The sequence below is a fragment of the Salicibibacter cibi genome (assembly GCF_016495865.1).
Classification (GTDB): Bacteria; Bacillota; Bacilli; order Bacillales; family Marinococcaceae; genus Salicibibacter; species Salicibibacter cibi.
In genome coordinates this window covers 784,115-807,447 of the sequence record NZ_CP054706.1, presented here as the reverse complement: position 1 = coordinate 807,447, position 23,333 = coordinate 784,115, and the positions used below count along the sequence as shown (strand labels likewise).

Annotated in this window: 24 protein-coding genes and 1 tRNA gene; 9 read left to right on the top strand and 16 right to left on the bottom strand. The window is 46.7% G+C overall.

The window, feature by feature from the left end:
- Positions 1-110 precede the first annotated feature (110 nt).
- The 4 genes from HUG20_RS03930 to HUG20_RS03915 all read left to right on the top strand — a co-directional run bounded on the left by HUG20_RS03930 (position 111) and on the right by HUG20_RS03915 (position 3,447).
- Entirely contained in the window at positions 111-548 is a 438-nt protein-coding gene (locus HUG20_RS03930) for a MarR family winged helix-turn-helix transcriptional regulator (protein WP_200088322.1), read from the top strand.
- 3 nt (positions 549-551) lie between these two features.
- Positions 552-1,523: a ring-cleaving dioxygenase gene (locus HUG20_RS03925; RefSeq protein ID WP_200088320.1), complete on the top strand. Its 972-nt coding sequence runs from the start codon at positions 552-554 to the stop codon at positions 1,521-1,523.
- Positions 1,524-1,537: 14 nt separating this feature from the next.
- On the top strand, positions 1,538-2,143 hold the full coding sequence (locus HUG20_RS03920; RefSeq protein WP_200088318.1) for an alpha/beta hydrolase: 606 nt from the start codon (positions 1,538-1,540) through the stop codon (positions 2,141-2,143).
- Positions 2,144-2,232: 89 nt separating this feature from the next.
- Complete coding sequence (locus HUG20_RS03915) at positions 2,233-3,447, top strand: CynX/NimT family MFS transporter (protein WP_200088316.1); 1,215 nt, start codon at positions 2,233-2,235, stop codon at positions 3,445-3,447.
- Between the two features lie 342 nt (positions 3,448-3,789).
- Here HUG20_RS03915 and HUG20_RS03910 read toward each other — a convergent pair whose 3' ends face one another.
- The 11 genes from HUG20_RS03910 to HUG20_RS03860 all read right to left on the bottom strand — a co-directional run bounded on the left by HUG20_RS03910 (position 3,790) and on the right by HUG20_RS03860 (position 13,387).
- The gene (locus HUG20_RS03910; RefSeq protein WP_200088314.1) at positions 3,790-4,509 is read right to left on the bottom strand and encodes a LutC/YkgG family protein; all 720 of its coding nucleotides are present in this window, start codon (positions 4,507-4,509) and stop codon (positions 3,790-3,792) included.
- Positions 4,502-5,932, bottom strand: coding sequence for a LutB/LldF family L-lactate oxidation iron-sulfur protein (locus tag HUG20_RS03905; RefSeq protein ID WP_200088313.1), 1,431 nt, complete (start codon positions 5,930-5,932; stop codon positions 4,502-4,504). The genes HUG20_RS03910 and HUG20_RS03905 overlap by 8 nt, the downstream gene beginning before the upstream one ends.
- 4 nt (positions 5,933-5,936) lie before the next feature.
- Entirely contained in the window at positions 5,937-6,662 is a 726-nt protein-coding gene (locus HUG20_RS03900; protein ID WP_200088311.1) for a (Fe-S)-binding protein, read from the bottom strand.
- A gap of 137 nt (positions 6,663-6,799) precedes the next feature.
- Entirely contained in the window at positions 6,800-7,501 is a 702-nt protein-coding gene (locus tag HUG20_RS03895) for a FadR/GntR family transcriptional regulator (protein WP_200088309.1), read from the bottom strand.
- Between the two features lie 80 nt (positions 7,502-7,581).
- Entirely contained in the window at positions 7,582-8,004 is a 423-nt protein-coding gene (locus tag HUG20_RS03890) for a Na+/H+ antiporter subunit G (RefSeq protein ID WP_246476528.1), read from the bottom strand.
- On the bottom strand, positions 7,982-8,266 hold the full coding sequence (locus tag HUG20_RS03885; RefSeq protein WP_200088307.1) for a Na(+)/H(+) antiporter subunit F1: 285 nt from the start codon (positions 8,264-8,266) through the stop codon (positions 7,982-7,984). Before HUG20_RS03885 ends, HUG20_RS03890 begins: the two co-directional genes overlap by 23 nt.
- Positions 8,266-8,742: a Na+/H+ antiporter subunit E gene (locus tag HUG20_RS03880; protein ID WP_200088299.1), complete on the bottom strand. Its 477-nt coding sequence runs from the start codon at positions 8,740-8,742 to the stop codon at positions 8,266-8,268. Before HUG20_RS03880 ends, HUG20_RS03885 begins: the two co-directional genes overlap by 1 nt.
- 18 nt (positions 8,743-8,760) lie before the next feature.
- Positions 8,761-10,239, bottom strand: a complete 1,479-nt coding sequence (locus HUG20_RS03875; RefSeq protein ID WP_200088297.1) for a Na+/H+ antiporter subunit D — start codon at positions 10,237-10,239, stop codon at positions 8,761-8,763.
- Complete coding sequence (locus tag HUG20_RS03870; RefSeq protein WP_200088295.1) at positions 10,232-10,570, bottom strand: Na(+)/H(+) antiporter subunit C; 339 nt, start codon at positions 10,568-10,570, stop codon at positions 10,232-10,234. Before HUG20_RS03870 ends, HUG20_RS03875 begins: the two co-directional genes overlap by 8 nt.
- Positions 10,571-10,572: 2 nt before the next feature.
- Positions 10,573-10,995, bottom strand: coding sequence for a Na(+)/H(+) antiporter subunit B (locus HUG20_RS03865; RefSeq protein WP_200088293.1), 423 nt, complete (start codon positions 10,993-10,995; stop codon positions 10,573-10,575).
- On the bottom strand, positions 10,982-13,387 hold the full coding sequence (locus HUG20_RS03860; protein WP_200088291.1) for a Na+/H+ antiporter subunit A: 2,406 nt from the start codon (positions 13,385-13,387) through the stop codon (positions 10,982-10,984). The genes HUG20_RS03865 and HUG20_RS03860 overlap by 14 nt, the downstream gene beginning before the upstream one ends.
- A 520-nt stretch (positions 13,388-13,907) precedes the next feature.
- Between HUG20_RS03860 and HUG20_RS03855 the strand changes: the two genes are divergently transcribed.
- A complete protein-coding gene (locus HUG20_RS03855) occupies positions 13,908-14,594 on the top strand; it encodes an adenine nucleotide alpha hydrolase family protein (RefSeq protein WP_200088289.1) in 687 nt (228 codons plus the stop codon).
- A 190-nt stretch (positions 14,595-14,784) separates the two neighbouring features.
- Here the strand turns inward: HUG20_RS03855 and HUG20_RS03850 are convergent.
- Both HUG20_RS03850 and HUG20_RS03845 read right to left on the bottom strand, forming a co-directional pair.
- Positions 14,785-14,859 (bottom strand) — tRNA-Arg (locus HUG20_RS03850).
- A 274-nt stretch (positions 14,860-15,133) separates the two neighbouring features.
- Positions 15,134-15,328: a hypothetical protein gene (locus HUG20_RS03845; RefSeq protein WP_211200002.1), complete on the bottom strand. Its 195-nt coding sequence runs from the start codon at positions 15,326-15,328 to the stop codon at positions 15,134-15,136.
- Positions 15,329-15,664: 336 nt separating this feature from the next.
- Here HUG20_RS03845 and murB point away from each other — a divergent pair, with 336 nt between their 5' ends.
- Positions 15,665-16,579, top strand: a complete 915-nt coding sequence (murB, locus tag HUG20_RS03840; RefSeq protein ID WP_200088285.1) for a UDP-N-acetylmuramate dehydrogenase — start codon at positions 15,665-15,667, stop codon at positions 16,577-16,579.
- A gap of 210 nt (positions 16,580-16,789) precedes the next feature.
- Positions 16,790-17,203: a CBS domain-containing protein gene (locus HUG20_RS03835; protein WP_200088277.1), complete on the top strand. Its 414-nt coding sequence runs from the start codon at positions 16,790-16,792 to the stop codon at positions 17,201-17,203.
- A 52-nt stretch (positions 17,204-17,255) separates the two neighbouring features.
- Here HUG20_RS03835 and HUG20_RS03830 read toward each other — a convergent pair whose 3' ends face one another.
- The 3 genes from HUG20_RS03830 to HUG20_RS03820 form a co-directional block, all read right to left on the bottom strand.
- A complete protein-coding gene (locus tag HUG20_RS03830; protein WP_200088275.1) occupies positions 17,256-18,101 on the bottom strand; it encodes a sulfurtransferase in 846 nt (281 codons plus the stop codon).
- A gap of 324 nt (positions 18,102-18,425) precedes the next feature.
- Positions 18,426-19,265 (bottom strand): 1,4-dihydroxy-6-naphtoate synthase, encoded by an 840-nt coding sequence (locus HUG20_RS03825; RefSeq protein ID WP_200088273.1) that lies wholly within the window; start codon positions 19,263-19,265, stop codon positions 18,426-18,428.
- Entirely contained in the window at positions 19,262-19,906 is a 645-nt protein-coding gene (locus HUG20_RS03820; RefSeq protein WP_343073199.1) for a futalosine hydrolase, read from the bottom strand. The genes HUG20_RS03825 and HUG20_RS03820 overlap by 4 nt, the downstream gene beginning before the upstream one ends.
- Before the next feature lie 315 nt (positions 19,907-20,221).
- On the opposite strand from HUG20_RS03820, the gene HUG20_RS03815 reads away from it, so the two are divergent.
- Positions 20,222-21,463 carry a dicarboxylate/amino acid:cation symporter gene (locus tag HUG20_RS03815; protein WP_200088271.1) on the top strand — a complete coding sequence of 414 codons (1,242 nt, stop codon included), beginning with the start codon at positions 20,222-20,224 and terminating at the stop codon, positions 21,461-21,463.
- A 294-nt stretch (positions 21,464-21,757) separates the two neighbouring features.
- Positions 21,758-23,308, top strand: a complete 1,551-nt coding sequence (locus HUG20_RS03810) for a Na+/H+ antiporter NhaC family protein (RefSeq protein WP_200088269.1) — start codon at positions 21,758-21,760, stop codon at positions 23,306-23,308.
- Positions 23,309-23,333 lie beyond the last annotated feature (25 nt).

Sequence of the window (23,333 nt, the reverse complement as noted above, 5' to 3'; positions counted from 1 at the left end):
TTTATGGATGCTTTTCATTCATCTGAATCCGAGCAGATCACAGCATTTTGATCGAAATGTTGACAATCTATCAGTTTAGTTATAAACTGAAGTTGAAGGAGGCATTCTCCATGACACTATCCAAGCGCGATAAACAGCGGGGACTTCTTCTATGGTTCCGGCTTGCCCATTTTTATAATCAAAGCGTCAAAGCGTCAAACCAGCATTTGATTCAATTCGATCTCTCGATCGCCCAATTTGATGTACTCGTGCAAATCGGCGCCCACCAACCAATCACTCAACAAGAACTCGCCCACAAGTTACTCGTTTCCAAAGGAAACATTACGCAATTGATTCAAAAATTGGAAGATAGAGCATTAATTACACGCAGACAAGAGTGGAAAACAAAATATATCAGCTTGTCGGAGCAAGGAACACAGCTCTACCAAAAGGTTGTTCCACAACAAGAACAATTCCAAGCCTCCCAATTCCAGGCGTTAAGCAAGGAAGAACAAATACAACTACTTGAGCTGTTAACGAAATTACAAAAACAACAGGAGGATACTTAAACGATGGAATTAAAAGGCATTCACCATCTCTCAGCCCTCACCGCCAATGCCGATAAAAACGTTGAATTCTACACCGAAGTAATGGGCATGCGGCTCGTCAAGAAAACCGTTAACCAGGATGATGTCGGCGTTTACCACCTTTTCTACGGCGATGAGCGAGGCAATCCCGGCACAGAACTCACCTTTTTCGAAATTCCGATGGCTGCTCCCAATCATCGCGGAGCAAGCAGTATATCCGGAACCTCTTTAAGGGTGAGAAATGACGCAGCCCTTGGCTATTGGAAGAAACGGTTTGAAGAGTATGAAATGGCACATGAAGACATTCGCATACGCGCGGGACGAAACACCCTTGCCTTTGAAGATTTTGAAGGCCAACGCCTCGTCCTCGTCTCTGATGAAAATAACACAGGCGTCGCGGGCGGAGTTCCATGGGAGCAGGCGTCGGTGCCCCAGGAATATGGCATCATCGGCCTCGGCCCCATTTACCTTACCATTCGTGATCCCGATCCTACGGCCCAAATCTTGACAAAAGTAATGGGTTTTCGCAGAAAAGAAAATGCCGACTATACCACGGATGACAGTGATGTCCTCGTGTTTGAAACCGGTGAAGGCGGAACCGGGGCAGAAGTGCATATCATAAAAGCGCCGGAACTTCCCTTTGAACGCCAGGGACGGGGCGGTGTTCACCACGTCGCGTTTCGGGTTGAAAACGAGGAAGAGCTAAAGAAATGGATCAACCATATTAATGACACCGGACTTTCCAATTCCGGGTTTGTCGAACGTTACTATTTCCGTTCCCTATATTTTCGCGAACCGAACGGGATTTTATTTGAACTTGCCACCGATGGGCCCGGCTTTGACACCGATGAAGATCTTGCTCATTTAGGCGAATCGTTGGCATTACCGCCCTATCTAGAATCGCAACGCGAGCAAATTGAAGCAAAACTAAAGCCATTGGATACAAAACGTTCGTAAGGAGGATTGCTCAAATGAAGCATATTTTTAAGGAAGGTACGAACAAACAAGCACCCGTTCTTTTGCTTTTACACGGAACGGGTGGGGATGAAAATGATCTGTTGCCACTAGCGGAAATGATTGCCCCTGAATCGTCGGTATTAAGCGTCCGTGGCAACGTCTCCGAAGGGGGCATGCCCAGGTTCTTCCGGCGCCTGGCCGAGGGTGTCTTTGACGAAGAAGACCTTGTAAAACGCACAGAGGAACTGGCCGGTTTCCTTGATAAAAGCGCTGAAGATTATGGCTTTGACCGCAGTCAGATTGTCGCTGTCGGTTATTCCAACGGCGCCAACATCGCTGCCAGCCTGCTCTATCACTATGAAGATGTACTAAAAGGCGCGATATTGCATCACCCAATGGTGCCGTTGCGGAATGTCACACTCCCTCCGCTAAAGGAGTTGCCTATATTTATTGGAGCCGGAAAGCAAGATCCGATCTGCCGCCCGGAAGAAACGAATGAATTGGCTTCAACCCTGGAAGCAGGCGGATCGAACGTCGAATTATTTTGGGAAAATGCCGGCCATCAACTTACAAAAAATGAAATCGAGGCTGCGAGCGAATGGTTTCGGAACAATTTTTAACGTTTTAAAGATGCTTTTTAAGGCATCTTTTTTTCATCGTGCTACAATAGGAGGGTAGCATTTCAGCAACAAAGGAGTCCTGTCACGTCATGAAGAAGCGTATATTTAACCCTAAGGTGTGGATCATCCTCGCGATCATCCTCGTCGCCTTTAATTTACGTCCGGCGATCACGGGGGTCGGTCCGCTAATCGGCATGATCCGGGATGATCTGCAATTAACGAATAGCCAGGCAGGGATACTCACAACCCTTCCTTTGCTCGCTTTTGCCGGTCTTTCCATAGCCACCCCAAGGCTCGCGAGAAAATGGGGGATCGAATGGGCGATTTTTGCAGGACTTTTCACATTACTCATCGGTATCCTTTTGCGATCAGGCGGCTATCCTACCACTTTATTTATGGGGACTGCCATTATTGGCATCGGCATCGCCATTTGCAACGTCCTCTTACCGGGATTTGTGAAATTAAAATTTGAAAAACATACAGGAGTTATGACGAGTGTGTACACCACTTCCATGAGCCTTTTCGCCACCGTCGGTTCCGGGCTCAGCATTCCCCTTGCTATAAATCTTGGATTGGATTGGCGAGGCGCACTCGTATTTTGGTGCGTGATCACCGTAACAGCGATGGCGGTTTGGACGAGCCAACTCCGAAGTGCGCAAAAACCCGAGAAAAATGAGGGACGTGAAGCAGAAGCCCCAAAACTATGGCGCTCTCCGCTCGCTTGGCATGTCACCGCGTTTATGGGATTACAATCAACTATCTTTTATAGCCTGGTCACGTGGCTCCCCGAGATCGTGCAAGCGAATGGGATCAATGCCGCAACCGCGGGATGGTTACTTAGTTTCATGCAACTTTGCGGTCTGCCCGCCAATTTTATAACACCGATCCTCGCTTCCCGCATGCAAAATCAACGAATCATTGTGTTGGCCATTATCTTTTTATATTTAATCGGATTTAGCGGATTATTGATTGTCGGAAATTCTTTGCCCCTTCATTTTGTGTTTACTTCATTTATTGGCGTTTCCATGGGGGGCAGCATAAGTCTATCTTTCATTTTATTTAATTTACGAACGACATCGGCCCCGCAAGCCTCCCAGTTATCGGGCATGGCCCAATCGTTCGGGTATTTACTGGCAGCTGTCGGACCGATATTACTCGGATCCCTTTATGATTACACAAGTGCGTGGACCTTGCCACTGCTGATCCTTACCGGCGTAAGCCTCCTCCTCGCGATCGCCGGATGGAACGCCGGGAAGGATACGTATGTGTTTTCGAAGAAGCCGGTGCGAGGGGAGAGAGCGTAAATACTTGGGGGAGATCGCTAGTGGCGCATCCATGCTTCACGACTGCTTCATCGTCAGGTTCAACGACGTCGACAACGGGGCGATCCGTTTTTGAACGTCGCGAGGCACCTAGGCTGTATCGTTTATCAGCCAACCCCGACCTTGTAGTGTGAGAGAATGAACGGCTCTTTCCATGCCGATCGAAAGAAGAGTAAAGAAGTTAAAAAACTCCTTGAAGAGGAAAAATAGCAAACAGACAAAATGAATCTGATCGTGTTTTTTGAAAGATCGCAACGTATTTTTCGTCCTATCAGGGAGGCTCTCCTTCGATCATAAACGGAAAGGAAAACTCTATTTCTCCGATCACTCATCCCCCAAAATAATATACGTCGCCCTCACCGGTCCGTGCACACCGACGACGAGGCTCATTTCAATATCAGCGCTATTGGATGGTCCGGAGACAAAATGAATCTGCGAAGAAATCTCCTCGCCGTTTTGTACGCGTTCATGAACGCGGCGGGTCGCTTGCGTCATGCGCGGCACCAATGAACTGCGGGGGATGACCGCAATATAATTTTCCGGGAGGAGGTTGACGAGCCTGCCTTTCTCGGGAGAGTTAAGCAATACGACGGTCCCTGATTCAGCTAGCGTAATATCGCTGTACGTAATGCCGACACCAGCGCGTTCCGCTAGCCTGATGTTCTCTTCCCCTTTAGACGTGTCCCACACCTTTGTTTCCACGCCCAATGCGCTCATCTGCGATCGAAAGCCATCATCAAGCCCTGCGCGTTCAAGTCTGACATCGTCCCACATGATCACCGAATCTGCTTGATAAGCACCGATCGTTTCCGCTACTGCTTCCCGGAACCCGTTAACATCTGTTTCAATTACATTTGTATGAATCTTATCGCACTGTGCCTTAAAACGTTCCATGAGCTGTTCAGTGTTTTCACCCGCAAAAACATCCCATTGCGGTTGCACCTGCCACTCGGGACGTTCCACATGTTCACTCCGTGGCCGACCAATTTTTTCGGCGATTCGATTTAAAAAATCCTCACGTCCTTGGATTGTGCCTCTACTCATCGAACTCTGACCTCCTTCGATTCGCAAACCAGTCGCGAAAACGTTCGCTAGCCGGGGCGGGTAAATCGCGAAAATTTGTCCATGCTTTCAATGGCCCGGGCCCATTTGAAATACGCGAACCTTTCGTCCATGGCGACATGACGCGGTGCGCTTGTTTAGATGCCAGTCGATAAAGTTTTGGTGCAGAGACCCCCGTGCCGAACATTTTCATTGCCCATTTTTCCGGCATGGAACCGAGTTTTTCCTTTTCCGTAATGATCTGGCGATGAGCGATTAATTGCTCATGCAAAGGAATTTTTACCGGACATGCTTCTGTACAGGCTGCACAAAGGGACGATGCATAGGGTAAATCTTTATTATTTTCATAGCCATCGAGAAGCGGCGTCAACACCGCACCAATCGGACCATTATAAATGGAACCGTAAGCGTGGCCGCCAACGTGACGATAAACCGGGCATACGTTCACACACGCGGCACATCGGATACAGTGAAGAGCCGATTGAAATTGCGTGCCGAGGATATCGGAGCGGCCGTTATCTACAATGACGAGATGGAAGTCCTCCGGTCCATCGATCTCCTCCTCGCCCTTTGGTCCCGTTAAAGTGGTAATATAGGACGTCAACTTCTGACCAACAGCGGAACGGCACAGCAGGCTCACCATGACATCGAGTTCTTCCCACGTGGGCACGATCCGTTCCATGCTCATCACTGATATCTGTGTTTTCGGCAACGCCGTTACCAGATCGGCGTTCCCCTCATTGGTGACGAGCGATATCGAACCTGATTCGGCGACGGCAAAATTGCAGCCCGTAATGCCGATGTCCGCATCCAAAAACTCCTCGCGCAGCTCGCCCCGGACAAAGCGAGTGATATCATTTGCGTTGTCACTGTCTTCATAGTCTTTTTTTTCAGCAAAAACGTCTTTAATTTGTGCGCGATTTTTGTGCAAAGAAGGAGCTACAATATGGGATGGCGGGTCATGGTCATCCACTTGCAAAATGTACTCCCCCAAATCCGTCTCCACAACTTCCAAGCCATCCTCTTCCAGAGCATCGTTTAACGACATTTCCTCGGTGACCATTGATTTCGACTTCACGATTTTTTTCGCTTCTTGCTCACGGGCTACTTTCCGGACGTAAGCATTCCCTTCTTCAGCTGTCTTGGCAAAATAAACATGGCCGCCCCGTTCCGCAACCTTGTCGCTTAACTGTTCAAGATAGTAGTCGAGGTGCTCGAGCGTATGGGTGCGTATTTCCTCCCCGAGTGACCGCCACGCTTCCCAATCGCCCAGTTCTTCCGAGGACGCTTGCTTTCTTGTTCGCAATTGTTCTTGTGCAGAACGGACGGTGCCGCGCATAAAAGCATCGTCCAGCCCTTTGTTCACGCGTGTTTGAAAATCTTTTTCCCCTACTCGCAGTGGCATGGGATCACCTCTCTTCCGTATGATTTAGAACTTCGGCAATGTGCATGACTTTGACGGGGGTCTCTTCGCGACTCATACGCCCACCTATATTCATCAGGCAGCCAGCATCAGCACCGATGAGAATGTCAGCTTCGGTAGCTTGAATACAGTTCACCTTCTCATCAACCATCTCTTTTGAAATTTCCGGCATTTTAACGGCAAACGTGCCTCCGAATCCACAACAATCGTGTTTATGGGACAAGTCAACCATTTCCAAACCGTTCACGTTGCCAAGTAACGTTTGCGGTGCACGTGTCACCTGAAGCAGGCGCGACATGTGACAAGACGTGTGATAAGTCGCTTTGGCATGAAAGGAAGCACCAGTGTTCTCGACTTGAAGTACATCGACGAGAAACTGCGTGAGTTCGTAACTTTTCGCGCTCAGTGCATCCGCTTCCTGTTGCCACTGCGGCTCATCTTTCAATAAATGGCTGTACTCATGCAACATCGCCGCGCAAGACCCGGACGGCGTTACGACATAGGCAGCGTCTTTAAACGCTTCGATCGTCTGCTTTGCGGCTTTGCGCGCATCGCTGTGATACCCGCTGTTAAAAGCCGGTTGCCCACAACACGTCTGTTGTTCCGGGAAATCCACAGTACAGTCGAATTTCTCCAGCAATTCAACCGTCGCCTTTCCGGCATTTGGATAAAACATATCGCCTAAACAAGTAATAAAAAGTGACACCTTCACAAAAAATCTTCCTCTCCTTTACAGTCATCTGATGACCTGTCCTCTTAGTATAAACGAAAGCGATTTCATCATTCAATAGCCTTTTTCTTTACTTTGGTGATCGCATAATGATCGCAACAAGCAACTTCGTTATTCTCCTACTGAAACAAAACTTGTTCCACGCTTTCCAAATGTTCACGCATGCGTTGCTGTGCAAGTACAGCGTCTCTTGCTTTTATCGCTTCATAGATGCACGCATGTTGCTCATATAGACGTTCCGCTCTGACTTTTTCGGAAAAAAGCCAAATTCTTCTAGTCTCAAGCATCGTTCGCTTCGTTTTCTGCGCAATGTTTTCCTGGAAATCGACAAGCATGTTATTTTGCGTAGCTCGCGCGATCGCGAGATGAAATTGCCAATCGGCTTCCTCACCGAGCTTTCCATCTCTAATTGGCACAGCCATCTGTTGAAGGGCCTCTTCGATCACTACTAGTTGATTCTTTTCCCAACGATGCGCAGCGCTCCCTGCAGCGCCAACTTCTACGATTTTTCTCACTTCCAAAAGATCTCGAATCTCTTCCGAGTTTAGGTTTAATAAAGCGGATACCGGCAATTTTAACGTAAGGCGATTCACAGATTTGATGAACGTGCCTTCTCCGTGTTTAATATCCACCAATCCAATGGCCTTCAGGGCGCTCAATGCTTCGCGAACGGCAGAGCGTCCGACATTAAACTGGCGGGCCAGCCTTTCCACGGAATCCAGCCGATCACCCGGTTGCAACTCCCCGTTATCAATGCGTCCTTTGATATCATCAGCTACTATTTCGTATATTTTTTTCGATTGAACTTGTTTATAATTCATGGACATCTCCATTCCCGTTCACCCGGAATATAGCCCCATTCCTGCACCGTAGGATTCCGATTCTGAAAAAGAAAACACCGTCATTCGGAAACGTTTTCCTTTTTCGCACGCCTAACGTTCATTTCCTCTTCTCTTTTTCGTCTCCGTTCTTCAGCATCTCCTAACACTTCTTCCAGATCATCTTGCACACTTTCCTCATAGAGGGGGACCCCTGAGCGATAAGCCGCGCGACAGCAGACATGGCCGACAACGGGAGCGGTTAAAAACACAAACACAATCCCCAAGAGCAAACGGACACTAAAAAAACCTTCCACTAAACCAAAGTGGATAAAAACGCCTGCCAACGTACATAAAACACCTAATGTAGCGCTTTTCGTCGCGCCATGGGAACGTGTATACACATCGGGGAGCCGCATGAGCCCAAAGGCGCTGATGAGGATCATGATCACACCGACGATTAAAAGGATGGCAACAAATATCTCAATCATCACGTTTGCGCTCAATGATAACCCCCCTTTCAATATACTTCGCAAAGGCTATAGCCCCGATGAACGCCAGAATTCCGAGTAACAGTATCGCTTCCAAAAAAGCATCCGTTTCTAAATAAAGGGAAACCACCCCTATCAACGCGATCATCATAATGCTGATAAGATCTAACGCGATGACACGATCAGCCATCGAGGGTCCTTTTATCGCTCGATATAACCCCGCCAGTATCGCGATCGCAAGTAAAAGAAGCAACAAAAGCAGGACAGCGTCAAACATTAGCGCGTCACCTCCATAATCGCTTTTTCAAATCTCACGTGTGAGGTGAAAACCATATCGCTGGAAACGGGGATATCCATCGCGTGCATATAAAACGTTCGCCTATCCGGAGAAACTTCTACAACGACCGAACCTGGTGTGAGCATAAAAAGTAAAGCGAGTGTGGTAATTTCCCAATTGCTTTCAAGCTCTGTTTCCAACTTGAAAATCCCGGGTGTAATATTTAATTTCGGTCGCAAAATTTGTCCGGTGACGATAATAGTCGAGTGAATGAGCTCCCACAAGAATATAAATAACAATACGATAATCGCCCAGACTCTGTATAAATAAAATTTTTCGTTGAAGAAACGCCGCATCAAAAACACGATCGCGAGCCCCAGTAAATACCCTAACGTGAACGTAGGAAGACTCCAATCATCTTGTAACGTCACCCATAAGAGGGCAATGATTAAGTTGGTCAGTATTTGAAAAGGCATTGGTTCACCCCATTTCGATCAATTTTGCAGAACAGCGTCGATATAAACTTGAGGGTTGTTCAAAACTTCCGCTGCCTGTAACACATACACATTCACCCATTCAACGCCGACCCCGAGACCGACGCTCAGGATCGCCAATATTGCACACGGAAACAACAGTCCTTTGGTCGACATTTTCTCATCTTCGACAGACAATTGATTTTCTCCCCAAAAGCCATTCATAAATATTTTCATGACCGAATAAAGCACCATAAGGCTTGTAATCAAACCGGTCGCAGCCATCACATAAAAGCCTTCGTCGATAGCCCCCTGCAGTGTCAACAGCTTGCCGATAAACCCACTAAGCGGCGGTACGCCGGCCAATGCAAATGCAGCGAGGAAAAACATCCAGCCCAGCAATGCGTGATTGCGAATCATACCACTCATCTCACGCAATTGATTCGTTCCTGTCAACCCGATCATCACTCCGCCAAGTAAAAACAACAACGCTTTAACGATCATGTCATGGATCAAATAGTAAATGGAACCTGCCAGTGCGCCTTCTGTAAAAACGGCAAGCCCGATCATAATAAATCCAACGGCGATAATAACATTGTAGGCTAGAATTCGTCGTAGATCCCAGTATGCCACGGCGCCGATGCCGCCGAGAACCATCGTTGCGACACCTAACCAGCCAATCAACTCATGAGTGATGGCAGTTTCGTGATAAAAAATCAGCGTGAATGTCCGGAAAATAGAATAAATACCAACCTTTGTCAACAATGCCGCAAACATGGCAGAAATGGCCATGGGTGGAACAACGTATGCGCCCGGGAGCCAAAAAAACATGAGCAGGGCAGCTTTGATGGCAAACACGAGCAAAAGAAAGATAGCCACCGTTGTAATTAACCCGTCTTGTCCCGTTTCGGCAATTCTCACCGACAAATCGGCAAAATTCAACGTGCCGGTAATGGCATAAAGATATCCAATCGCCACCAGAAAAAACATGGACGAGACAATATTGATAACCACATACTTCAAAGACTCCCGCAGTTGGCTTTTTTCTCCCCCGAGGGAAATGAGTATGTACGAAGAAAGCAGCATAACCTCAAAAAATACAAACAGGTTGAAAAGATCGCCGGTTAAAAATGATCCCATGATGCCAACGATCATAAAATGAATAAACGTGTAAAGATAATGCTTTTCTCTTTCTTCTCCGATCGTTCGAAAGCCATAAAGCACACAGCAAAAGGTAACAATCGCCGTTGCCAGCACGAGCAGCAGGGCAAACATATCAGCAACAAGCACAATGCCATAAGGCGGCTCCCATCCGCCCAAATTCAACGTTTGTATCCCCTCCACCGACACTTGATGGATAAGCACAATTGTCACGGCCATTAACAACAATAAAGACACGGTAGTCACATAACGTTGCACACGTATTTGTTTTCGGAAAAAGATCAGTAGCACACCCGTCAACAACGGGATGAGCAAAGGTAAAATAACTAAATTATTCATCTTCAGTGCCCCTTAATTCCTCCATATCATCTGTTCCCAACTCTTGATAAGAACGATACGAGAGTACGAGGAAAAATCCCAGCGTTCCAAAATTAATGACGATAGCAGTTAAAATCAATGCTTGCGGCAGCGGGTCGGTGTAAGAAGCACTTTCCAACCCCAATAACGGGGGCGCTCCGGTCTTAATCCCGCCCATCGTGAGCAGCAAAAGCAAGGCGCCATGGCCGATAATTGCCGTGCCTAAAACGATCCGTATTAAACTTTTGGCCAGTACCAGGTAAGTGCCTGCTGTAAACAAAATCCCGGCAAGGACAGACATTAAAATTTCCATATCTATGCATCCTCACTAATACTTAGGATAATCGTCATCGTAGCGCCTACAACGGCAAGCGACACACCCACTTCAAACAATACGGAAGTCGCCAGTTCGATTTCGCCGAAAAAGGGGAAATCCACATATTCAAACGTATGGGTGAGAAAAGGAAAACCGAGGAGCATGGCCCCGATTCCCGTCAGTGTGGAGAGGCCAACGCCTATGCCCGTTAAAATTTTATAGTCGACACGGATGCCTTGTTGAACAGTTTCCATGTCAAATGCCAAATACAAAAGCACAAGCGCGGAAGCAAATACAAGCCCTGCGATAAACCCGCCTCCGGGATCATGGTGACCGGCAAAGAACAAATAGGCGCCAAACGCAAGAATGATAAACGCCGAAACACTGCTGATGGTTTGTAAAATCACATCATTGGTTTTCATTCTTTTCCCTCCTTGCCAGCCTTACTTTGACTAGCGCAAAAACGCCTAGACCTGCAATACAAAGCACAAAGATTTCAAGCAATGTATCAAGGGCGCGAAAATCCGCTAAAATCGCATTTACCATATTTGCTGCACCGGCCAGTTCGTAGGCATCCAAGTAGTATTCGGAAATCGCCGGAAAGAGACGGTGACCGTTTGCGGATAACGCCACCAACGTTACAAGGGTCCCTACGGCACCCGCAATCAACATATTAATCACATTGAAGCCATCTCCTTCCTCCTTTTGCCGCAATCGCGGAAGATGATAGAAACACACCAAAAACAATGCGACGGTGACCGTTTCAATCGCGAGCTGTGTCAACGCCAAGTCCGGTGCTCGCAACACAACAAAGAATAAAGCAACGATATAGCCCAAAACACCGACACAGATCACTGCTGCCAATCGTGATCGTGTAAAGACAACCATCGCCGTGGCGCCTACGAGCACAAGAGAAAGGATGATTTCAAACATATTGATATGCGCGACATTACCCGTATCAAAAGAAAACCCATCCAACAGAAATAAGCTTGCACCGACGACCAAAACAAAGATTAAGAAAATATAACGTAGATAGTCACGGCTAAATCCGGTCATATGCGCATTCGTGATTTTTCTTGAAATGCTTTCCATCCCTTTAAGCCCCGAATTATATGCGTTCGTAATCGTTAGAACTCTTGGCATATGGTTGTACAATCCAATCCACTTTTTTAACGTCAAATACAAGATTATACCGAGAGCAACGAGGGCAATCGTCATAAACAATTCCGGCTCAAAACCATGCCATGCTTCAATATGAAAATCAAATTGCCCGGCCAATGTCGGCAAGATTGACGCCATCATTGGTTCCAAAACATATTCGCCAAGTACGTTAGGAACAAAAAAGATCACAACGACGAACAGCGCTAAGATCGCCGGCGGGAGCAACATCCCCCACGGCGCTTCGTGGGCCTCTTTTTCCAAACGTTCCGGTTGATAGTTGCCGAAGAACGTTTTAAATACAAGAATGAGGCTGTAAATGAACGTAAACACACTGGCAACCCAAGCAATAACCGGGATTAAAAATCCATATGTCTCCATCCTGAAGATGTCAAGGCTTGCTGCATTTAGCGTCCCGGTAAAGAAAAGTTCTTTGCTGAGAAAACCGTTAAACGGGGGCAAGCCTGCCATCGATAAACTCCCGATCAATGCCAGCGTAAACGATATCGGCATAATTGACATAAGACCGCCGAGTTTGCGAATATCACGCGTCCCCGTTTCATGGTCGACGATACCGACAACCATGAACAGGCTGCCTTTAAAAGTAGCATGGTTCAGCAAATGAAAAACAGCGGCAAGGACTGCCATGGAATGTAGGTCGGCCAGTTCACCCTCTCCGTAATAAAGCGCCGCCGAACCCATTCCCAAAAGCGACATGATAAGCCCAAGTTGGCTGATCGTGGAAAAAGCCAATAATGCTTTTAAATCCCGCTGTTTCACTGCCAACAAAGCACCCCAGAAGAGTGTGAGGAGCCCAACGCCCGTCACGATCCAAAACCACTCCATCGTGCCCCCGAAAAGCGGTGTGAAACGGGCGACAAGATAAATGCCCGCTTTTACCATTGTCGCCGAATGCAGATAGGCACTGATCGGCGTCGGGGCTTCCATGGCATCCGGCAACCATATATGGAACGGAAATTGCGCCGACTTTGTAAAAGCTCCAATCAACAGCAAGATCATCGCAGGAATAAACAACGGGTGCTGCACAAGTTGCCCACCCTGGGAAATCAATTCGCGGATGCTGAACGTATCACCCATTATGCCAAGCATAATGATCGCCGCCAGCAGAGAGAAGCCGCCAAAGATCGTAATGAGCATTGCTTTTTGTGCGCCATAACGCGATTGCCGCCTTGCGTACCAATAAGCAATCAATAAGAAAGAGGAAATACTCGTCAATTCCCAGAAAAGATAAAGGACAATGAGGTTATCCGAAAACACAACCCCAAGCATGGCCGTCATGAATATCATGAGATAGACATAAAAATTATGAAGCGCTTCGCGGGCTTTATCCAAATAATAAATAGAATAAAGAACGACGAGTGTTCCGATCCCCGAGATGATCAAGCCGAAAACGAGTCCGAGACCATCGACATAAAAGCTGATGTCAATATTAAAAGCCGGGATCCACGGCAATGCATACATCGCCGTTTCACCTCCTGCAATCATAGGGAGAAACATAAGCAAATAAACGAAAATCGACAGCGGAACAACTAATACGAACCAGCCAGTATGTATCTTTGCGATTTTTTTATACAAAATCGGAATAATAACGGCAAATAGCAAAGGTAACAAAATAAATAGATGTAACCAAGACAAGATGTATCAACCCCTTATGTACTTCGCATTGGGACAGGCTTTATTCTCCCCAAATGACGGAACGAGATACCATCAAACATGAAAGTTGATTTCCCCCTTGAAAAGGGTACAAAAAAGGCGTATTATCCTTTTAAGTAGATCATTATTAGTTGGCATTTTTAATTTTCTGCAAATATTCATCGGTGCTTCTTGGACCTACATCTGCTACTTTATTATAATAAAGCCTTTTGCCTCTGTATAGCGATAAGGCCGAACGGTTGAAGAATTGTAACATTTTTTAATCCCGCCTTTAGATCAGTGTATAAGAAACAGAAAAATGACGTACGGTAAAATGGATAATTGCAACGGATGTCCTTTTCGTTATCTATCCTTTTCACCCCTGCTATGACAGACGCCTAAAAAAATTTTAAGAAAGAACGAAAATGACATTGACAGCATAAAACAAACAGGAGTAAGCTGTTAATTGGCATTATCAAACAGCGCATAATGCTCCCTATTTTGTTGTAAGAGGTGAAGGCATATGGATCAAAACCAAACGCAAACAGACGAATGCATTCTAACCTGCGTTTACTACGGTCCAAATGGGGAAAAATTGATCAAAAGAGGCGGCAAAATCGCCAAAAAACTAGGGTGTCCATTCTATATATTAACGATCAACGAAGCGGACGTAGATGATCTTGACCATGATAAAAGCCATTATCTGGAGTATTGGAAGACGCTCGCCGACGAATATAACGCGACGGAGTTCATTATAAAATCAAATAACAAACGCCCCATCACCAAAGTGATTGCGCAAGTGGCTAAGGATAAACAAGCAACACAAGTTGTCATCGGGCAGACCGCCAGAAACCGCTGGCAGGAGCTAACAAAGGGATCTCTTATTAATTCGTTGCTCAAAGAGCTCCCCTTTGTTGACCTGCATATCATTGCCATGACACGAGGATTGGAAAATTATAAAGATGAGCATTTCGAAACAGGCGTTCGTGCCTACCTCATCAAAACCGATGACGACAACTATCGCCTGTCCTTTAATCATACGCATGCCTGTTCATACTCGGGTGTTTTTTATAAAGAAATTGGCACTGATTTCAACAATGGCGTTTTTTCATTCATCAACGGAAACAAAAAGTGCGATGTCCACGTAACGGATGATTATGTGCAAGAGTCTCTGCCTCCGCAACAGAAGTCCGGGACATCTAAATCTTAACCGCCAATAAAAGAGATCTCATAGGCTCGTACGTTCACCAATCCCTTTGCACAGCCATTCCGCCTAAGTGAAGCAGCGGGATGGCTTTTATCATTAGGCGTTTGTTAGTGCATGGGCTGCTATGTATCTGCACAAACCTAGCCAATTATCGATTTTATGCCCCAAGAATGCTTCTATTGATCACTGTAATTGGCGCCCTAGACAGGAGTCGAACCTGTGACCTACAGCTTAGGAGGCTGTTGCTCTTCCTCTGAGCTACTAGGGCAGGTTAATTATAATTATCTACAATTCTTTTTACCGCTTTTATATCTTAACAAAAATCGCTTTCGGCTGTCACGAATAACGAATTTTACTTGTCAAATATTTCCGGAGAATAGGAGGATAAATCAATTCTTATCTCTTTTCCTGGAAGCGACTGCAACGATCCGGGTCAGGAAACTTCAATTTTCCCGTCAATGGATGTGCAAATCACATCGCATTCGGCCACATCCCCTTTGGTCCTTTATTGTACATAGGGAATGCTGAACAACTTGCAGCTATCAGCTGAAGCCGGGATGCCGCTTCCATGGCTTCGCTTTCCGCGGACGAACGGTCAAGCCTCCTAGCGCAAAACCGGCGCTGCGGGGGCTTGATGCGTCCGTTTTTCCGCTGGAGTCTCGCCATTGCAGCACCGTCCCTCCGTCCGTTGCCAGAAGTGCAAGGGTTTTTTGCTTATAGGATGGATTTCCTTGCATCCAGTTTTGACAACACCAACGGAAAATGCTTATGTGCCAGTCTTTTTCCATTATTCAGCAGTCCCTACATATGAGAGTGAAATGGCTCAAGTTAGGCGAAAATAATCAGACCCCCTCCGTGCTCACTTCATGTGCGCTTTTGACATAAATTACTTTAGGAACGGTACGTTAGCTTCTTTTTATCTGAATCATACTTTCGGATAGTGTTAGAAAACTTGGTTTTTCGCCAAACTTTTATGGCGAAAGCCTTCGTTGCACTTTCTTATCTACCAAAAAAATGGTAGCCTTGCTATGATAGAAGGGTTTGTATGGATCGAACGCAAAGGGTGAACAAACATGAGTGATGATAAATTATATGAGGCTTTAAAGCTGTCGTTGCCGAGTGAAAGGATTCGTCGAAATGAGTCGCTTGACAACTATACACACACGAAAACTGGGGGAAAGGCAGATTATCTCGTATTGCCGAATACGTATGAAGAAGCAAGCGCGGTGACTGCTCTTGCTTATAAAACAGGAGTCCCGCTGACGATGCTCGGCAACGGCTCCAACATGATCATACGAGACGGCGGAATAAGAGGAATCGTTCTGCATTTTAATCGCTTAAACAAAATAACCGTACAAGGAAACACCATTATTGCACAGAGCGGAGCTGCCATCATAGATGTTTCAAGAACAGCCCTTAACCAAACACTGACAGGCATAGAATTTGCTTGCGGCATTCCCGGTTCCGTAGGCGGAGCGCTTGTCATGAACGCAGGGGCGTATGGCGGAGAGGTTGCGCACGTGCTAGTAAATGCAACACTCCTAACAACAGACGGGGAGATTATTTCTCTCAACAATGAAGAATTGGAACTTTCTTACCGTAGTAGTATTATATCAAAAAAGGATTTCATTGTTTTGGAAGCTGTTTTCCGGTTGAAGCCGGGGCAGTATTATGCCATTAAAGCAAAGATGGATGAATTGACCTATTTACGAGAGTCCAAACAACCGTTGGAATTCCCCTCGTGCGGAAGCGTGTTTAAACGCCCGCCCAATCATTTCGCAGGAAAATTGATTCAAGATAGCGGCTTGCAAAAAGTGCGCATCGGCGGCGCTGAAGTTTCCGGCAAGCACGCAGGTTTTATCGTCAACGTCGACCGGGCAACCGCCACTGATTATTTATCATTGATCAATCATATCCAACTTACCGTAAAGGAAAAATTCGACGTCGACTTACACACGGAGGTCAAAATTATAGGAGAGGATCAATAAAAGCACTGAAAAGGGATGCCCAAAAACAGTATTGCAAGAAAGCTTGACCACCGCTTATAATTAAGTAAACTTCCATCAGAGGGGATTCTTTCCTCCCCTCTGTTGATTTTAAGTCCGGTTTCCGAGGCCTGACTTCCGGAATAATAGGTGCTTGACCAAAAACATAAGCAGTAAGCCAATCTTTTGAGTATGATAAGGGGGTATTTACGATTGAACATCGGATTTTTTCTGTTGCCAAAGCAAGAAGTAAAATATTTAAGCCCGGAAGCAACGGTACGACAAGCACTCGAAAAAATGCGCCATCATAGTTACACAGCAGCCCCGCTCGTTAATGAAGAAGGAAGATATGCCGGCACAGTCACCGAAGGAGATCTCCTTTGGCAGCTTGTCGATAATAAAGAAGAGGGACTCGACAAAGCGATGAACCTCAGACTTAAAGACATTACGCTACGCGTGCAAAACATACCTATTTTCATTCACGCACAGATGGAAGATCTCGTCGCCCTGTCAGCAGATCAAAACTTCATTCCCGTCACGGATGACTCGGAATATTTCATCGGAATTGTAAGACGCCGCGACATTATTAAACATTGCGCTTCGTTAATATTTGAACATAAGGAATAAAAGACCCCCCTCCCAATTATCCGGAGAGGGGGTTGCTTATTGGTTAGATCCTTTACGGCGTTTCTCCTTTTGAAACAGGATTATGGCCGTACGAGGCCCAATCGCTCCAACTTCCGGGGTACAATTTCACATTTTTTATGCCTGCTTGTTTTAAAGCGATAATGTTCGCATTCGCGGACACACCGGAGCCACAATAAACGACGACGGCGTCCTTCTCTTGCAAGGAACGGAAGCGTTCGACGAGTGCCTCGGTTGATTTCCACTTTCCGTCGCTTCCCACATTCTCCTTCCAAAACCAATTTTCTGCCCCCGGGATGTGACCGGCTTTTTTATCCAGTGGTTCCTGTTCTCCGCGGTAACGTTCTGGTGTCCGCGCATCAAGAACGACGACGTTTTCTTTTTCTTTTAATTTTTTAACATCGTCTATATCGACACGCATGTCAGATTGTAGTCGGGCTTCGAAATCGGTTGGTTGGGGAATCGGGACTTCCACGCTCGTCGGATACTCTTGGGCCTCCCATTCGGAATAGTTCTCATCCAGAAGCGAGACAGTGGGATGGCCGACATAGCGCAACAACCACCATAACCGAGCCGCCATTGATCCGTGCTGGTTGTCGTAGACGACGACATGCTTGTCACCGTCGATTCCGGCAGCATTCAATGTTTCCGTGAAGTCACCGATCGCCGGCAGTGGGTGTCTTCCGCCATGGGTACCGACGGAGCCTGAAAGATCTTTTTTCAAATCAAAAAAGACGGCTCCAGGAATATGACCCTTCCGATAAGCTTTCCAACCGGATTCCGGATCCTGTAGATCATAGCGACAATCGGCAATGACAACGCCGGAATCATCGAGATGGTCGTAAAGCCATTCTTTTGTGACAAAATAATCCACGTGCATATGATCGCCTCCTTGTTATGGGATGATTTTGGTTATTTATTAAACTATCCCTATAAAGTCTTGTTCGTAAAATGTTCTCTCGTCTGAGCGTCTCATGGCGACCGAACTGGGGGATCGGCTTCGAATTCAGGGACCATGCACGCTTGATGACGACCGAACCCGGTGGCCTGTTCGAATTTCGGGATCCATGAGCACTTCATGGCGACCACATCAGAGGCTCGATCAAGATTTCGGGCATCATGGACCCTTCATGACACCCGAATCGAGCGTCACATGCTTTATGGTGACCGAATCGGATGATTTGTTCGAAATTCAGGCTCCCTATCAAGCACGCAACCACTGCAATTGATCACCGGGTACGAGCCCTTCTTTGGCTGCCCGCCCCAAAAATGCCTCAACAGCGCCGTAGCCTTCTTCGCCCAGTTCTTTCGTGAATTCATTGACGTATAGATCAATATGATTTTGGGCGACGGTCTCATCCATTTCTTGTGAATGAGCCCGCACATATTCTCGCGATGCTTCCGGGTATTCCCAAGCGTAGTCAACCGATTGCTTAATCCATCCGGCGAGGGCTCCCCGGTCCATAGAGCGGCGGGCAATGATCGCACCTAGCGGAATCGCATAACCGGTGTCTTTTTCCCACCAATCGCCGAGGTCGACTAATTTTTTCAACCCATAGTTTTGGTACGTAAAACGAGCTTCGTGGATAACGAGTCCGGCGTCCACATCCCCGTTTTGTACGGCCGGCATAATCTCATGGAACGGCATCACAACGATGTCGCCAATATTGCCTTCCACTTGCTGTGCCGTCCACAGCCGAAACAATAAGTAAGCGGTGGAACGTTCGCTTGGGACCGCCACCCGTTTACCTCGCAAATGATTCGGATCATTTTCATTACTTACGGTTAAAACAAGTGGGCCGCAGCCACGTCCGAGCGCACCGCCACAAGATAGGAGCGCGTAATCTTCCAACACCCACGGGAGAGCCGCGAATGAAATTTTCATAACGTCGTGTTTGTCGGGATCCCCGTCAATCGCCAAATGGTTCGTGACATCGATATCCGCATAGGTAACGTCAAAAGGGGGTGTCCCTTCAATCAAACCGTGGGTCAGGGCATGAAAAACAAATGTATCGTTCGGGCACGGGGAATAAGCGATTTTCATGTAAATAACTCCTTTATTGCCACACCGGTATTTTCAAGCGTGGCAAGCGCTTCTTTAATGTTCCAGTTTTCTTTATTTCTTAGGCCTATGAGGTTGGAAATCGTGCGGATTTCCAAGACGGACAGATTTTTTTCAGCCGCTGCTGTAGCGACACCGAATCCTTCCATTGCTTCTGCACGGGCATCGGTAAATCTTTGCATAAGCATTGCGGCAGTGTCTTCCGTTCCCGTCACTGTCGAGAGTGTCACAATGGTACCTGATCGCACCTTTTGCCCATTTTCGCGTAATCTGGCGGACATTTGTTGAGTGGAAGAAGCATCGGCAGCAATCTCGTTCGAACCAAACCCGAGTTCATCGATGGGAAGGAAGCTTTCCGATGATTCCGCACCTAAGTCAGCGGCAATCAGGCGCTCGCCAATAACTACGTCACCGACCTCTGCTCTGTTTTTAAAACCGCCCGCGATTCCCGCGCTTATCACCATATCGTAGTCATCTTTTGTCAAAGCAAAAGCAGTCCGAGCCGCTGCCTGAGCCGGACCAACACCAGAGAGCGCGACATTAATGTTTTGCACCTCGCCGATCCCGCGTTCAACCGCCTCTTTCTCTGCTTCTACTGCGGTCATAATCAGTATTTTTACCACTTTCGTGATCAACTCCTCTGCTTTATTTATAACATTTTCAGCAAAAAAAGTAGAGAAAAATTGTTTTTGTTAATATTCCGCTATCGAACGGTCTATCGGTTCTACAAATCTTTTTTGTACATATTTATTAGTGACCGATTGTGATCCTATTCTTGAATATTGATATTTGATAGTGTATTCTTCATAAAAGAATGTGGGGGTGGATGATATGGTCACAAAGGTGTAAACGTTTTATTATTTATTTTTTCTGATTCATCAGTCTTTTCTTCATCACGAGCCTGTTCATCCCTTCATAAAAAGAAAGGAGCGTTTTAGGTGCGACTATCATTAGTCACGCAAATTTTAATCGCATTCATCCTTGCCATCCTATTCGGTGCGATTTTCGGTGAAGGCATGTTCGTTGTGGAACCGCTCGGCGACCTCTTTTTGCGGTTGATTCAATTTATCATCGTTCCGCTTGTGCTGGCCTCGCTCATCGTCGGTGTAACTAGTTTGGGATCCGGAAAGCAAATGCTCAGGCTCGGCGGGAAAACGGTTGGTTATTTTCTTGTCACTTCTTTCATAGCAGTAACCATTGGTCTAGCTATGGGCTTTTTGTTCAACCCCGGCGAAGTCGCCGATATCGATGAGCCGACCGAAGAAGAAGTGGACGAAGAATTGGAAGACGCCGAAGAAGAAGACGATGATATCATTGACGTGATTTTAAACATTGTCCCCGAAAACCCTATACAGGGCATGGCTGAAGCAGAAATTTTGCAAGTCATCTTTTTCGCATTAGCTTTAGGGATTGGCATTCTTCTCGTCGGTGAACGTGCGGCGCCTGTGAAAAACTTTTTTGACGCCCTTGCCGAGATTATGTTTAAAATTACCGGCGGTATCATGAAAGTCGCTCCGCTTGGTGTTTTTGGCATTTTGGCACCGGTGGTCGGCGAGCATGGTTTGGCTGTTTTAATGCCGCTATTCGTCGTTATTCTTGCTCTCGCGGTTGGTTGCTTGCTCCATATCCTATTTATTTACGGGGGCACAGTCCGGTTGCTTGGAAAGATTTCACCGCTAAGGTTTTTCAAGGGGATGACTCCCGCGTTTCTATTTGCCTTCTCAAGCGCGAGCAGTGCGGCCACCATCCCGCTTTCCATGAAAAACGTACAAGAGAATGTCGGTGTGTCCAACAAAACGAGCAGTTTTATCATCCCTTTCGGCTCGACCATAAACATGGATGGAACCGCTCTTTACAACGGCGTCGCGGTCCTGTTTATCGCCCAGTTTTACGGGGTTCAGCTCTCTTTTCTTGAGATAGGCACCGTCATGATTGTAGCCACACTTGCCGCTATCGGCACCGCCGGTGTACCCGGGGCAGGGCTCATTATGCTGACCATTACCCTTACAGCGGTCGGCTTGCCGCTCGAAGGGGTTGCGCTCGTCGCTGCCATCGACCGTATCCTTGATATGATTCGAACCGGCACGAACATTCTCGGGGACAGTGCTGCTGCCGTTTATGTTGAGCGGTCCGAATACAAAGACAAAGCATTCCAATCGAAAACTAATGAAACGTCCTAGCAACCAAAGAATGATTGACACGTTGGCACGGTAAGTCAGCGTGTCTGTTTCTATACAATGAAACTTTTTTAGAAAAACTTGGCTTCTGCCAAGTCCTTATAACGGAAACCTTAGTTTTACTTATACTTTAATCCTTTACTAAGGTTAAATATTCCTAAAGTGAAAAAAATACTAAACGTTTGCAGGTTTTTGATAAACAAATGTCGTATATTGTAAAGGGAAATGATAAAATCATGGGGTTGGCAACAGCAAAGCAAGTCTTCGTTACTTATCTATGAAAGGAGTAGGTACTGAATGGAATTCGGAGTTTTATCGTTGCTTCCTCCGATGCTGGCGATCATCCTCGCAATCATCACGCGCAATGTGATTCCTTCCTTATTCGCCGGTGTTTGGATTGGGGCAACGATGTTGGCAGACTGGAATCCGTTGGCGGGCATTTATGTTTCGTTTCAGAATTTTATTATTCCTGTCATTGGGGATGAAGGGAATGCAACCATTTTAGTTTATGTCGCGTTATTTGGCGTCTTGATCGCGTTTTTCCAACGAACCGGAGGCGCTGAAGCGTTAGCCGAATTTATCTCGGAAAAAGTGAAAAGCCGCCGGGGCGCACAAGGAGGTACCGGAGGCTTAGGCATCCTTTTATTCATTGATGACTATTTTAATGCGTTAACTGCCGGAAGCGTTATGCGGGCTGTGACGGATCGAATGAAAGTGTCACGGGAGAAACTTGCCTATATCGTTGATTCTACTTCCGCACCCACTGCGCTGCTCGTTCCCGTTTCCACCTGGGTCGTGTTTGTCATGGGGTTAATCAGCGCCCAATTTGCGGAAATCGGCATTTCCCAGTCGGAATATTTCGCCTATCTATCAACGATCCCGTTTAACTTTTACTCCATCTTTGCAGTCTTGTTTGTTTTTGTCATTATTTATTTAAAACTTGATTATGGACCGATGGCAAAAGCGGAATTCCGTACAATGACGACCGGAAAAGTACAACGTGACGGTGCGCAACCGCCATCCGCGGATGAAATCACCCAAGCAGAACCAATGACTTCCAAGCCAAAATTAATGAATTTACTCATTCCACTAATTGTCTTGCTTGCTATGATTCCACCGTTATTTTTATGGACGGGAGGATATCCGGAAAATGATTTTGTCACCGCCATCGGCGAAGCAGACGGTGCGATATCCATTCTTCTCGCCGCGTTCACGGCAGGGATTCTTGGCTTGATTATGGGGTTGTCGCAAAAATTATTCTCATTTAAAGAAGCGATATCGATTTATATGGGCGGCATTAAAGGAATGGTCCTGGTGTTCCTCATCTTAATCCTTGCCTGGTCCATCGGGGATGTCGCCTCGGAAGTCGGAACAGCGGAATACGTGAGCAACCTCGCTCAGCAGTTGTTTACGCCTGCGATTATACCGGCGCTGATCTTCATCGTATCCGGGATTGTTGCGTTTACAGCCGGTACTTCTTACGGCACCTTCGCGATTATGATCCCGATTGCGATGCCAATTGCTGCTTCCCTGGACATCTCGATGCCGTTGGTAATTGCTGCTGTGCTAAGCGGAGGGGTATTCGGGGATCATTGTTCTCCGATCTCGGATACGACCGTGCTTTCATCTGCAGGTTCATCGTGTGATTTGGTCGATCATGTTTATACCCAACTCCCCTATGCGCTCACCGCGGGTGTGAGTGGAATTATAGCCTTCGTGATTGCCGGATATACAGAATCCATATGGCTGTCACTCGCAGTGGGCATTATCGCCCTGATTCTATTGGCATTTTTATTGAATCGCATGTTCGGACAAAAAATGCCAAAAGAACAGGAAACGAATGCTTAGATTAGAGATTGCTGAACAACTTGCA

What these genes read in the sequence shown, in the direction of transcription:
- HUG20_RS03930 (WP_200088322.1), top strand. Translation starts at nt 111, where the DNA reads ATGACACTATCCAAGCGCGATAAACAGCGGGGACTTCTTCTATGGTTC.
- HUG20_RS03925 (WP_200088320.1), top strand. Translation starts at nt 552, where the DNA reads ATGGAATTAAAAGGCATTCACCATCTCTCAGCCCTCACCGCCAATGCC.
- HUG20_RS03920 (WP_200088318.1), top strand. Translation starts at nt 1,538, where the DNA reads ATGAAGCATATTTTTAAGGAAGGTACGAACAAACAAGCACCCGTTCTT.
- HUG20_RS03915 (WP_200088316.1), top strand. Translation starts at nt 2,233, where the DNA reads ATGAAGAAGCGTATATTTAACCCTAAGGTGTGGATCATCCTCGCGATC.
- HUG20_RS03910 (WP_200088314.1), bottom strand. Translation starts at nt 4,509, where the DNA reads ATGAGTAGAGGCACAATCCAAGGACGTGAGGATTTTTTAAATCGAATC.
- HUG20_RS03905 (WP_200088313.1), bottom strand. Translation starts at nt 5,932, where the DNA reads ATGCCACTGCGAGTAGGGGAAAAAGATTTTCAAACACGCGTGAACAAA.
- HUG20_RS03895 (WP_200088309.1), bottom strand. Translation starts at nt 7,501, where the DNA reads ATGAATTATAAACAAGTTCAATCGAAAAAAATATACGAAATAGTAGCT.
- HUG20_RS03885 (WP_200088307.1), bottom strand. Translation starts at nt 8,266, where the DNA reads ATGTTTGACGCTGTCCTGCTTTTGTTGCTTCTTTTACTTGCGATCGCG.
- HUG20_RS03880 (WP_200088299.1), bottom strand. Translation starts at nt 8,742, where the DNA reads ATGCCTTTTCAAATACTGACCAACTTAATCATTGCCCTCTTATGGGTG.
- HUG20_RS03875 (WP_200088297.1), bottom strand. Translation starts at nt 10,239, where the DNA reads ATGAATAATTTAGTTATTTTACCTTTGCTCATCCCGTTGTTGACGGGT.
- HUG20_RS03870 (WP_200088295.1), bottom strand. Translation starts at nt 10,570, where the DNA reads ATGGAAATTTTAATGTCTGTCCTTGCCGGGATTTTGTTTACAGCAGGC.
- HUG20_RS03865 (WP_200088293.1), bottom strand. Translation starts at nt 10,995, where the DNA reads ATGAAAACCAATGATGTGATTTTACAAACCATCAGCAGTGTTTCGGCG.
- HUG20_RS03855 (WP_200088289.1), top strand. Translation starts at nt 13,908, where the DNA reads ATGGATCAAAACCAAACGCAAACAGACGAATGCATTCTAACCTGCGTT.
- HUG20_RS03845 (WP_211200002.1), bottom strand. Translation starts at nt 15,328, where the DNA reads ATGCAAGGAAATCCATCCTATAAGCAAAAAACCCTTGCACTTCTGGCA.
- murB (WP_200088285.1), top strand. Translation starts at nt 15,665, where the DNA reads ATGAGTGATGATAAATTATATGAGGCTTTAAAGCTGTCGTTGCCGAGT.
- HUG20_RS03830 (WP_200088275.1), bottom strand. Translation starts at nt 18,101, where the DNA reads ATGCACGTGGATTATTTTGTCACAAAAGAATGGCTTTACGACCATCTC.
- HUG20_RS03825 (WP_200088273.1), bottom strand. Translation starts at nt 19,265, where the DNA reads ATGAAAATCGCTTATTCCCCGTGCCCGAACGATACATTTGTTTTTCAT.
- HUG20_RS03810 (WP_200088269.1), top strand. Translation starts at nt 21,758, where the DNA reads ATGGAATTCGGAGTTTTATCGTTGCTTCCTCCGATGCTGGCGATCATC.